Source organism: Patiriisocius sp. Uisw_017 (assembly GCF_047731265.1).
Lineage (GTDB): Bacteria > Bacteroidota > Bacteroidia > Flavobacteriales > Flavobacteriaceae > Patiriisocius.
Genome location: NZ_CP159835.1, coordinates 1,959,597 through 1,971,949, shown reverse-complemented (window position 1 = coordinate 1,971,949; position 12,353 = coordinate 1,959,597). Strand labels below are relative to the sequence as shown.

The following is a 12,353-nucleotide window of genomic DNA, read 5'->3' as shown; positions in this document are numbered from 1 at the left end:
TATTTAAATATAATTGGATGCGAGCATGGAGACTTGGCTGCGCCGAGTACTGTTTCAGCAGCGTCAAAATAAAAAACCACTAGGTGACTTTAGCTTTTACATTTAAAAATAATTAGATGCGAGCATCGTCATTTTTAAATGCAAAAAGCCAAATCTTACGACTTGGCTTTTTACTCATCTGTACTGAAGACGGGACTTGAACCCGTACGGGCATTTCTGCCCACTGGATTTTAAGTCCAGCGTGTCTACCAATTCCACCACTTCAGCAGTTCAACTGCACTCACTGCGCAGTCTACTTGGTAATTATTATTCAATTCTACATTCATTAACCGTTTTAAGGTTGCCGAGTGTTTTTCCACCCAAAGGTTGAAAAAATATATCGAAGCAGAGCGAAAAACGGGATTCGAACCCGCGACCTCCACCTTGGCAAGGTGGCGCTCTACCAGCTGAGCTATTTTCGCAAATTATACCTAAATGTAAGGTCTTATATTAAGAACGTGCTTCATTGCTAAAGCGGTTGCAAATTTAAAATAATTACAACGATTGCAAAGCCTTTTTTAAATTTTTTAATCTTATTTTTTTTGGCTCAAACTTCCATTTTTTTGAAGCATTCTTTTCATCTCATTTAATTTCATTAAGGCTTCTACGGGCGTTAGTGTATCTATATCAATATCAGCTATTTCATCACGCAGTTCCTCTAGTAGTGGGTCATCCAACTTAAAGAAGCTCAATTGCAAATCGTCCTTAGCAATTTCTTTTATCTTGTCACTTAACTCTTCAGAAGAGTGGGATTTTTCTAATCTCTTTAAAATTTTATTAGCACGATTTAAAACAACCTGCGGCATTCCAGCCATTTTTGCCACGTGAATTCCAAAACTATGATGAGAGCCCCCAGGTATTAATTTGCGTAGGAATAACACATCATCCTTTAATTCTTTTACGGACACGTTGTAATTCTTTATTCTACTAAATGTCTCTGTCATTTCATTAATCTCATGATAATGTGTGGCAAACAGTGTTTTTGCGTGGCTCGGGTGTTCATGCAAATATTCACTAATCGCCCAAGCAATAGAAATACCGTCATAAGTGCTCGTACCTCGACCTATTTCATCTAAAAGTACGAGACTGCGTTCACTTATATTATTAAGAATACTTGCCGTCTCGTTCATTTCTACCATAAAAGTAGATTCTCCCATCGAAATATTGTCACTGGCACCAACACGGGTAAATATTTTATCCACCACTCCCATTCGCACCGCCTTGGCGGGAACAAAACTTCCCATTTGAGCCAGCAATACAATGAGTGCAGTTTGTCTTAAAATGGCACTTTTACCACTCATATTGGGACCCGTAATCATAATGATTTGCTGGTGTTCTCGGTCCAAAAACACATCGTTTGAAATAAACGGATTGTCTGGAGGTAACTGTTTTTCGATAACAGGATGGCGACCCTCTTTTATATCAAGATCTGTGCTTTCATCAAATAATGGCCGTGTATAGTTTGATAATTTCGCTTGCACCGCGAAAGAAGACAAACAATCGACTTCTGCAATTAATCTCGCATTTTGCTGCACAGGTAAAATATATTGAAGCATCCATGTGACTAATTTAGAAAAGATCTCCAGCTCTAAGGCACTAATTTTTTCTTCGGCACCTAAAATTTTAGTCTCGTATTCTTTTAATTCTTCTGTAATATATCGTTCTGCGTTTACCAACGTTTGTTTTCTAATCCACTCCTCTGGCACTTTATCTTTATGAGTGTTTCGAACTTCTATATAGTACCCAAAAACATTATTGCTCGCAATTTTTAATGAGGTGATACCTGTTCTTTCAGTTTCTCTTTTGAGCATTTGATTCAGATATTCTTTACCTCCAGTTGCAATGGCCCGTAAATCATCTAATTCTGGATGAAACCCATTGGCGATTGCACTGCCCTTTAAAATATTTACAGGCGCTTCTTCATTCAAGGTTTCTTTTATTTTATTCCGAAGCGTTTCACATTCATTTAATTGCTCACCAATTATCTGAAGTGATTCATTGTTAGAATTTATAGCCAATGCCTTAACAGGTACAGTGGCTTCTAGGGAGTTTTTTAACTGAATAACTTCTCGCGGACTTATCTTTCCCGTTGCCACCTTACTTATAAGACGCTCTAGATCTCCGATGCGCTTTGTATTAGTTTGCATTTTGTCAAGTACTAAAACGTTCTCGAGTAAATAACTAACTACCTCGTGGCGGCGTGTAATTTTTTCAACACTTTTTAGCGGTAGTGCCATCCAGCGTTTTAACAAACGCCCACCCATTGGAGAAATGGTTTTATCTATCACATCTAATAGCGTAACAGCATTTTGATGATTGCTATGATACAACTCTAGGTTTCTTATAGTAAACCGATCCATCCACACGTATTCATCTTCAGCAATACGCGAGACCTTTGTGATGTGTTGTAGTTTATTATGCTGTGTTTCTCCTAAATAATGCAATGCGGCTCCTGCGGCTATAATTCCATTTTCTAGATGATCAATACCAAAACCTTTTAAATTTTGAGTGTCAAAATGCTTGTTGAGTGTTTCTAAAGCATAGTCTTTCTGAAAGACCCAATCTTCTAAATGAAACACATGAAAGTTATCTCCGAAAGTATCTGAAAATTGTTTGCGTTTTTGTTTACTGAAGAGTACTTCTGACGGATTAAAATTTTGTAATATTTTATCAATATATTCTGGAGAACCTTCTGAAGTTAGAAATTCTCCTGTAGAAATATCCAGAAAAGAAACTCCAATTTTAGCACTCTGGGAGAGACGATCGCCTGCGCGCGAATTGAAGTGTACTGCAGCTAAAAAGTTATTTGTTTTAGACTGTAAAATGTCATCATTAAGCGCTACACCAGGAGTGATTAACTCGGTAACCCCACGTTTAACAATCGTTTTTGTCATTTTTGGATCTTCCAATTGATCGCAAATAGCAACACGACAACCCGCCATTACCAATTTAGGTAAATAGGTATTTAAAGAATGGTGAGGAAAACCAGCCAACGGTGTTTGTTCGCCGCCATTATTTCTAGCGGTCAAGGTAATATTTAAAATTCCCGAAGCACGCACTGCATCTTCCCCAAAAGTTTCATAAAAATCACCAACACGAAATAACAACAACGCATCAGGATATTTTGCCTTGATGGTATTGTATTGCTTCATTAAGGGCGTCACTTTTTTTGGCTTGCTCATATTTCGGCTCCGCTCAATAACCGCGGACTAATCTGTATTAATGGGGTATAAAAATAGTCAAACCCTTAAGGTTTCTGAAGTGGTTAGGTTGAGGAGTTATGCACTTTTTACCGCTGAAAATGCAGATTTATCAACAAAAGCAGTTCGGCTAGCTCAAAAACAGCCTATTATTCCAAAAATTTGAATTTCTGAGAGTGAAGATCAGTGAGTTATTAACATCCTACGGTGCGAGCATGTGAGGTATTAAAACAGGTTGCTTTTGATAAGGAGCATTTACTTTAACAAAAACGTTTTCAGTTCACTATATGCTGCAATTCGCTTTGCACTCTTTTTTTTATTTAAAATTTGTTGAATACTCTCAGGAATTTGAACCTCTTTCTTTAAGCTTAGTGGTAATACGTCCAAAAATTTCACAGGATGGGCAGTCTCTAAAAACACCCCTATAAACTCCTGCTGTCTAGCAGCAACATATTTCTCTAGGGCGGCATAACCAATGGCCCCGTGCGGATCTGAAATATAGTTATATTCCTTAAATAAATATTGCATTACATTGCGTGTTTCATCGTCTGTAAAACTATATCCCGAAAGATTTAATCGTATGAAAGTAATATCATTATTATATATTTCTTGAATACGTATAAAATTGCTGGGAGCGCCAACATCCATAGCGTTACTAATAGTCGCCACACTGGGTTTTGTTATATAATCTCCAGCTTTTAAATAGTGAGGCACTGTATTATTCGCATTAGTTCCAGTTACAAAATGAGCTATGGGCAGTCCCATTTTTTGTGCCATCATTCCCGCGCATATATTTCCATAATTTCCACTTGGAACACTAAAAACAATTTCTTTATTATGCTTTTTCAATGTTTTATAGGTGAAGAAATAATAAAACATCTGTGGTAACCATCTCGCTACGTTGATAGAATTTGCAGAAGTAAGCCTTCGTTTTCCTTTAAAGTCTCCATCTAAAAAAGCTTTTTTAACCATCGCTTGACAATCATCAAATGTACCCTCTACTTCAATAGCACTAATGTTCTTGCCCATCGTGGTCAATTGCTTTTCTTGAATTTCACTCACCTTACCACTAGGGTACAAAATCACCACTTCAACACCAGGCACTTCATAAAAACCACTAGCCACCGCACCTCCTGTATCACCAGAGGTAGCCACAAGCACTGTGACTTCCTCCTTCTGTGCGTTTTTTTCATTAAAATACCCGAGACATCGTGCCATAAAACGAGCGCCCACATCTTTAAAAGCTAGTGTAGGGCCATGATACAATTCTAATGCATATATGTTTTCCTTAATCTCCACAACCGGAAAATCAAAATCTAAAACATCTTTTAAAATATCTTTTAAAACGGCATCTGGAATATCATCTCCCACATAGGGCTTGATAACATTAAAAGCAATTTCCACGTGACTCATATCTAGGATATCAACGAAGAATGAATCATCAAAAGACACTATTTCCGAAGGAAAATAGAGCCCATTATCTGGGGCTAATCCTTTAATTACTGCCTCCTTAAAGAGCACTCGAGGAGCTTTGTGATTTAAACTATAATACTGCATTTTTTAAATTTTCCTAACACCTTCACTCCCTATTTTTGAAACATAGGTTATAAATTTAATGTCTTTATTTTGATATGTTTTGTTTACTATCTTTTCAATATAGTTTGCCTGTAACTCCCCCTTTGACAATATAAAAATGGAAGGGCCAGAACCAGAGATACCAACTGCCAGCGCACCATTTGAGAGCGCTGCTTCTTTTACAGCATCAAAATGAGGAATCATTTTTTTGCGCAAGGGTTCTACAATATAATCTTGCACAGATCGAGCAATTAAATCATAATCTGACGTATGGAGCCCGCTTATCAAACCGCCTACATTTGCCCACTGTGCAACCGCTGTTTTTAAGGGTACTTTTTCAGGCAAAACAGTACGAGCTTCCTCTGTTAGCAACTCAATTTGCGGGTGTAATATGGTTACGCATAAATCAACGGGTGTTGGTATTGCAATAATATCGAGGGGGTCATAACATCGCACCAGCACAAATCCTCCAAAAATTGCTGCTGAAACATTGTCAGCTATTTGCGATCCACAAGCAACTTCTTCGCCAAGCATAGCGAATTTTGTGAGTTCGGTTTTAGAATACGGTGATCCTAGTAACTCATTTATAGCAAATGCAGCTCCTGCACTACTGGCTGCGCTGCTGCCTAATCCACTTCCTGGTTTATATTTTTTATTGATTTCTATAGCCACTCCAAAGTCTGCATTGCTTTCTTTTAACATCACATCTGCAACAAAACTCGCCGCGTTCTTATTGGTTTTAAAGGGTAGCTTAGCGCCCTCTATTTTTGAAATCGTTACATTCTTACTAGTATTTTTTGTGAACGCCATCTCATCGCCCAGATTTTCTAGCGCAAATGCCGTTGCATCAAAACCACAGGAAACATTCGCTACGGTAGCTGGTGCAAAAATTTTTATCTTATCCACTATACATTTTTTAAACTAATAATATCTCCAAAAAGCCCTGAAGCCGTTACATCTGCTCCAGCTCCAGCTCCTTTAATAATCAATGGTTGATCCACATAACGATTTGTGTAAAATAACACAATATTATCTTTACCATCTAAATTATAAAACGGGTGTGATTTTGGAATTTCTTGAAGACCAACACTTGCTTTTCCATTTTTTAATGACGCTACATATTTTAACCGGCTACTATTTCCTTCCGCCTTATTAAATAATGCTTCATAGTGCGCCGCATCTGTCTTTAGTGTTGCTAGAAACTGGGGTACACTATCTGCATTATTACCAGAATTTGACAAAAAGGACTTGTTTTCTATCTCATCCATTTCTATCTCATAACCACTTTCTCTTGCTAAAATGACGATTTTTCTTGCGACATCTACTCCACTCAAATCAATTCGTGGGTCAGGCTCTGTGTAGCCTTCCTGTTGCGCTTGAAGAACCACATCATAAAAAGAACGTTCTTTATTAAAATTATTAAATATAAAATTAAGACTTCCTGAAAGTACTGCTTGGATCTCAGTAACCTGATCACCAGAATTTATCAAATTATTAAGGGTGTTAATAACTGGTAAACCAGCCCCAACATTGGTTTCAAATAAATAAGGCGTATGGTATTTTTTAGACAATTCTTTTAATTCTTTGTAATTCGAGAAGTTATTAGAACTTGCAATTTTATTACAAGCCACTACGGCGATACTTTGTTTTAAATAACGACCATAACCGGCCGCTACCGTGTCATTCGCAGTAATATCAACAAAAACACTAGTAGCCAAATTGAGCTCGCAAATGCTTTTGAACCAAGCATCGTCTTTATTTGACTGACCATTATCTAATTGCTCTTGCCAGTTATCTAAAGATATGCCGTTCGAATCAAAAAGCATTTTGCGAGAATTACTCAAACCCACCACGTTTATCTTTAACATTAAATGCGCCAGTAAATAAGCCTGTTGCTGTGCAATTTGAGCAAGTAATCGAGCACCTACATTTCCTACACCTACAATAAAAAGATTTATGGTTTTTATCTGTTTCTCAAAAAAGCGATAGTGCAATACGTTTAATGCTTTAGTCACATCCTTTTTAGCAATTACTGCAGAAATATTTCGCTCTGAAGCCCCTTGTGCTATCGCGCGAATATTCACATTATTATTACCTAAAACACTAAACATATCACCGCTAATACCTTGATGATTTTTCATCCCATCACCTATTACTGCAATGATTGCGAGATCATGCTCCACAATAGTAGGCTGTAGCTCTTGGCTGGCTATTTCATATTTAAACATTGTATCAATCGCTGTTGATGCACGTTCAGTATCAACGGCATCAACGGCTACACAAATAGAATGTTCAGATGATGCTTGTGTAATTAAAATGATATTCACCTTCACCGCAGATAAGGCTTCAAAAAGTCGTTTTGAGATTCCTGGAATTCCTACCATTCCATTCCCCTCCAGAGTAAGCAGCGCAATGTTACTTAAATGCGTTATTCCTTTTACTGGTTTTTTCTTGCTATGAGAAGAGTCAGTAATAAGAGTTCCTCCTTCTAAAGGTTCAAAAGTGTTTTTGATCATTATAGGAATATTCTTTTGCAACAAGGGCACTATAGTAGGAGGGTATAATACTTTTGCGCCAAAATGAGATAATTCCATTGCCTCGTGGTATGAAATTTCTGGAATGGCATATGCTTGCGCGACAAGTTTAGGATTTGCAGTATACATGCCGCTTACATCAGTCCATATTTCTAGTATTTTAACATCAAGCGCAGCCGCTAAAATTGCTGCTGTGTAATCTGAGCCTCCTCTTCCTAAAGTTGTCGTTTCCCCTTTGACCGTGCTTGAAATAAAACCCGGCATAATTGTTAATTGCGATATATCACTCCGAAAATATTCTTGAATCAAAGTATCTGTTGTAGGTTGTAAAATATCCGCTCGCGTAAAATTGACATCTGTTTTTAATAATTCCCGACTGTCTTTAAATGAAACCGAAATATCTTGAATGTTGCTCATTTCAGAAATAAGGAAAGCAGACAATAGTTCTCCATAACTCAGCACCTTATCTATTGTTTTATCAGAAAACTCGTTGATTAAGTAAATACCTTGTAAAATATTTTTTAATTGCTCCAATAAATCCTCCAAATGATTGATAGCAGTGTCAGACAATTTTAATTGTGTTGCCTCTGCATGGTGACGTTCTGAGATTAAACTCAACGTTTTTAGATAGGTTTCATCTTTTAGGTTTGCCTGTTCACCAGCGCGCTGCAATAAATCTGTAACACCTCCAAATGCAGAGACCACAATGATCGCTTTGTCATTTTTTGCGGCTTCTATTGCGATATTCCAAACCTTTTTAATGCTATCTGCAGTTGCGACAGAACTGCCACCAAATTTTAATACTTTCATTTGCTTAATTATTATAATAAAAAAACCTTTCTAAAAAAAGAAAGGCTACATATCTAAAAGACAACATACAACCTTACCTAAATGGGTAGCGTTGTAATTATCGTAATTGTAAATTTATCCATCATTATACTGTAAATATCAAAAAAGTATTCGAGTTTTCCAAATCTAATTTAAATCCTTTTAATCAGCTTCATAAACATTTTTCAACTTTGAAATCGCAACCTTACTTTCTATAAAAAAGAAATCCAATTTCATTTTTAAATACAAACTATTCAAAACTTAAAAAATTATACCAATCTCCATTTATTGCTAAACCCCTAAAATAGCGATTGCGCTACCGCATAAATATTATCACTTTTCCCCATAGAATAATAGTGTAGAAAAGGCACATCAGCAGCAATAAGTTCCTTGCTTTGCTGCAAACACCACTCCACCCCCAATTCACGAACAGCAGCATTGTTTTTGCACTTCACTACCTCAACAATTAAAGTATCTGGCAACTCAAGACTAAAACGATGCGGAATTAAATTGAGTTGTTTTTTTGTAGCAAAAGGCTTAAGACCAGGTATAATAGGTACTGTAATTCCTGCGGATCGACATTTATCCACAAAGGCAAAGTACTTGGAATTATCAAAAAACATTTGTGTTACTATATAGGTAGCGCCATTGTTAATTTTCTTTTTTAAGAAATGAATATCACTATCAAGACTAGGCGCCTCTATATGCTTTTCTGGGTACCCTGAGACCCCAATACAAAAATTAGTTTCTGCCTGATTTTGAATTTCAGCATCTAGATACTGACCTTTATTTAATTCTGAAATTTGTTCGACCAAATCACTTGCATATGAATGACCCTCTTTCTCAGGCGCAAAATAGGTTTCACTTTTAACAGCATCCCCTCGCAAAGCCATCACATTATCAATCCCTAAAAACCCCAAATCAATCAGAAAATTTTCTGTGTCTTCTTTAGTAAAACCACCACATAAAATATGCGGTATCGCATCTACTTGGTATTTGTTTTGTATTGCTGCACAAATCCCTACGGTTCCAGGGCGTTTACGCACCACTTTTTTTTGCAACAAACCATTTTCCAATTCTTTGTATATATATTCCTCCCGATGATAGGTAACATCTATGAATGGAGGTTTGAATTCCATTAAAGGATCAATATTTTTGAATATCTGGTTTATATTTTGACCTTTTAAAGGCGGCAAAATTTCAAAAGAGAATTGAGTTTTCCCGTTCGCATTTTTTATGTGTTCTGTTACTTTCATACTTCGGCTCCGCTGAGTACACGGACTTTTCTTTTATTAATCTTCTTTGCTTTTTTGTTATACTCTGATGCAATCTGTTGATTATTCAATATTTTCGTGTCACTCATGCTATTTTTCGTATTCATCTTCAAATTCGATTCTTAGTCTGCAATGTTAGGTGCCAACCATTTGGTTGCTTTTTCTACTGAAATTCCTTTCCGCTTTGCGAAATCTTCCACTTGATCTTCTTTAATTTTACCCAAACCAAAATAACGCGCTTCAGGGTTTCCAAAATAATACCCTGACACTGAAGCCGCTGGCCACATTGCAAGGCTTTCAGTCAATTCCACCGCTATGTTTTCTTTCACTTTTAACACCTCCCAAATGGTCTCTTTCTCTAAATGGTCTGGACAGGCTGGATACCCCGGTGCTGGCCGTATTCCTTTGTAACTTTCTTTGATTAAATCTTGGTTGGTTAATGTTTCATTAACAGCATATCCCCAATGTTTAGTTCTTACTTCTTTATGCAAATATTCAGCAAACGCTTCCGCCAATCTATCGGCTAAAGCTTTTACCATAATAGCATTATAATCGTCAAGCTCTTTTTCATATTTATCTGCGAGTTCTTTAGTGCCAAAGCCCGTAGAAACACAAAAACAACCTATGAAATCCTTTATTCCTGTTTCCTTTGGCGCAATAAAATCTGCCAAGGCTATGTTAGGACGTCCTATTGCTTTTTTAGATTGCTGGCGCAGGGTTCTAAAAATTGGGTTTTTATTAGAGTTATCGGCAGCGTTCGAGCTAAAATTGTAATTCAATTCTATATCGTCGTCATTAATTGTATTTGCCTCAAAGAGTCCAAAGACTGCCTTTGCTTTTAATAGTTTTTCTGAAATTATTTTTTCTAAAATAACCTGAGCGTCTTCAAAAAGCTCTGTAGCTTGAGCGCCTACCACCTCATCTTTGAGAATATCTGGATATCTCCCATGAAGATCCCAGCTCCTAAAAAAGGGCGACCAGTCAATAAATGGTTGCAGTAATGTAATATCAAAATCAGCTACTATTTGGACGCCAAGCTCATTAGGTTTTGAAACCTCAGTCTGCAACCAATCAATGCTAAATTTATTTTTTTTAGCAGCTTCAATAGTCAGGTATTCCTTAGTGCGTTGACGTCCTAAAAACTTATCTCTAAACAGCGCATAGTCCTCTTTTAATGCAGTTTTGTAGCCTTCTTTTTTTTCTTTTTGTAGTAAATTACCAACCACTGTAACTGCGCGTGACGCGTCATTTACGTGCACCACTGCACATTTATATTGCGGGTCTATTTTTACTGCTGTGTGCGCTTTGCTCGTGGTAGCACCTCCTATGAGTAAAGGCACTTTAAAATCTTGACGTTGCATTTCTTTTGCCAAAAAAACCATTTCATCTAAAGAGGGAGTTATCAAACCACTCAAACCAATAATATCTACTTGATGCGCTTTTGCCTCTGCAATTATTTTTTCTGGTGGAACCATTACGCCTAAATCGACAATTTCATAGTTATTGCAGGCCAAAACCACTGAAACAATGTTCTTCCCAATATCGTGAACATCCCCTTTTACCGTAGCCATTAATATTTTTCCTGCTCCTACTTGTTGTAATTTTGCATCCTTATCTGTCAACAAATTTAAAGCGTGATTTTTTTTCTTTTCTTCTTCGATATACGGCTCTAGATAGGCAACTGCTTTTTTCATTACGCGCGCACTTTTAACCACCTGCGGCAGAAACATTTTTCCGCTTCCGAAAAGATCACCTACCACATTCATTCCTGTCATCAAATTACCTTCGATTACTTCAATAGGGGCAGTAGCTTCCTGCCGTGCCTGTTCTACATCCTCAATAATATATTCATCAACACCTTTAACAAGTGCTCTGGTAATTCGGTTTTGTAATGGCTCTTCGCGCCAAGATTCATCTTTAGTACTTTCTTTTGCAGTACCGATAACAGTTTCGGCGAATTCCAACAAACGCTCTGTTGCGTCTTCTCTCTTATCCAGCACTACATCTTCAACGCGCTCCAGTAAATCTTTTGGGATCTCGTCATACACCTCTAACATTGATGGGTTGACAATCCCAATATTCATTCCTGCTTTTATAGCGTAGTATAGAAACACAGAGTGCATTGCTTCCCGCACTGGATTGTTTCCGCGGAAACTAAACGACACATTACTCACTCCACCACTCACATTGCAATAGGGAAGATTCTCTTTTACCCAGCGTGTAGCCTCGATAAAATCTACTGCATTTTTACGATGCTCGTCCATACCCGTAGCCACTGGGAAAATATTGAGATCAAAAATAATATCTTCAGGAGCAAAATTAACCTGATTGACTAAAACATCATAAGAGCGTTTTGCAATCTCGCAACGGCGAGCAAAATTATCTGCTTGGCCAACTTCATCAAAAGCCATAACAACGACGGCCGCGCCGTATCTTTTAATTAGTTTTGATTGGTGAATAAATTGAGTTTCGCCCTCTTTTAAACTAATAGAATTTACCACGCATTTTCCCTGTACCACTTGAAGTCCAGCTTCAATAATTTCCCATTTTGAACTATCTATCATAATGGGGACACGTGCAATATCGGGCTCTGCCATAATCAGGTTTAAAAACCGAACCATCGCTTCTTTACCATCAATGAGACCGTCGTCCATATTGATGTCTATAATCTGCGCTCCATTTTCTACTTGCTCTCTCGCTACAGCTATGGCCTCTTCAAATTTATCTTCTTTAATAAGACGTAAAAACTTTCGGGACCCAGCCACATTAGTACGTTCACCAACATTGATAAAGTTACTTTCTGGGGTTATTACTAAAGGTTCAAGGCCTGAGAGCTTGAGAACTTTCGCCTTCGTAGTATTAGTATTTTTCGTTTCTTTCTTTTTTGACATTGATTTTGATTC

The 12,353-nt window shown here is 37.3% G+C and carries 7 protein-coding genes and 2 tRNA genes; 1 reads left to right on the top strand and 8 read right to left on the bottom strand.

Annotated features, from left to right (window positions below; translation table 11 throughout):
* Nucleotides 1–181 precede the first annotated feature (181 nt).
* The 3 genes from ABXT67_RS08985 to mutS all read right to left on the bottom strand — a co-directional run bounded on the left by ABXT67_RS08985 (nt 182) and on the right by mutS (nt 3,221).
* A tRNA-Leu gene (locus ABXT67_RS08985) sits at nt 182–267 on the bottom strand.
* A gap of 121 nt (nt 268–388) precedes the next feature.
* A tRNA-Gly gene (locus ABXT67_RS08980) sits at nt 389–461 on the bottom strand.
* Nucleotides 462–572: 111 nt separating this feature from the next.
* Nucleotides 573–3,221, bottom strand: a complete 2,649-nt coding sequence (gene mutS / locus ABXT67_RS08975) for a DNA mismatch repair protein MutS (RefSeq protein ID WP_415373683.1) — start codon at nt 3,219–3,221, stop codon at nt 573–575.
* A gap of 40 nt (nt 3,222–3,261) precedes the next feature.
* Here mutS and ABXT67_RS08970 point away from each other — a divergent pair, with 40 nt between their 5' ends.
* A complete protein-coding gene (locus tag ABXT67_RS08970) occupies nt 3,262–3,405 on the top strand; it encodes a hypothetical protein (RefSeq protein ID WP_415373682.1) in 144 nt (47 codons plus the stop codon).
* An 89-nt stretch (nt 3,406–3,494) separates the two neighbouring features.
* Here ABXT67_RS08970 and thrC read toward each other — a convergent pair whose 3' ends face one another.
* From thrC to metH, 5 genes are all read right to left on the bottom strand, one after another.
* Nucleotides 3,495–4,796, bottom strand: coding sequence for a threonine synthase (gene thrC, locus ABXT67_RS08965; protein ID WP_415373681.1), 1,302 nt, complete (start codon nt 4,794–4,796; stop codon nt 3,495–3,497).
* 3 nt (nt 4,797–4,799) lie between these two features.
* The gene (locus ABXT67_RS08960) at nt 4,800–5,720 is read right to left on the bottom strand and encodes a homoserine kinase (RefSeq protein WP_415373680.1); all 921 of its coding nucleotides are present in this window, start codon (nt 5,718–5,720) and stop codon (nt 4,800–4,802) included.
* Entirely contained in the window at nt 5,720–8,158 is a 2,439-nt protein-coding gene (thrA, locus tag ABXT67_RS08955) for a bifunctional aspartate kinase/homoserine dehydrogenase I (RefSeq protein ID WP_415373679.1), read from the bottom strand. Before thrA ends, ABXT67_RS08960 begins: the two co-directional genes overlap by 1 nt.
* Before the next feature lie 317 nt (nt 8,159–8,475).
* On the bottom strand, nt 8,476–9,432 hold the full coding sequence (gene metF, locus ABXT67_RS08950) for a methylenetetrahydrofolate reductase [NAD(P)H] (protein ID WP_415373678.1): 957 nt from the start codon (nt 9,430–9,432) through the stop codon (nt 8,476–8,478).
* 140 nt (nt 9,433–9,572) lie between these two features.
* Nucleotides 9,573–12,341, bottom strand: a complete 2,769-nt coding sequence (gene metH / locus ABXT67_RS08945) for a methionine synthase (RefSeq protein ID WP_415373677.1) — start codon at nt 12,339–12,341, stop codon at nt 9,573–9,575.
* Nucleotides 12,342–12,353: the final 12 nt, after the last annotated feature.

Coding starts and splice junctions, on each gene's coding strand:
- mutS (WP_415373683.1), bottom strand. CDS start 3,221: ATGAGCAAGCCAAAAAAAGTGACGCCCTTAATGAAGCAATACAATACC.
- ABXT67_RS08970 (WP_415373682.1), top strand. CDS start 3,262: ATGGGGTATAAAAATAGTCAAACCCTTAAGGTTTCTGAAGTGGTTAGG.
- thrC (WP_415373681.1), bottom strand. CDS start 4,796: ATGCAGTATTATAGTTTAAATCACAAAGCTCCTCGAGTGCTCTTTAAG.
- thrA (WP_415373679.1), bottom strand. CDS start 8,158: ATGAAAGTATTAAAATTTGGTGGCAGTTCTGTCGCAACTGCAGATAGC.
- metF (WP_415373678.1), bottom strand. CDS start 9,432: ATGAAAGTAACAGAACACATAAAAAATGCGAACGGGAAAACTCAATTC.
- metH (WP_415373677.1), bottom strand. CDS start 12,341: ATGTCAAAAAAGAAAGAAACGAAAAATACTAATACTACGAAGGCGAAA.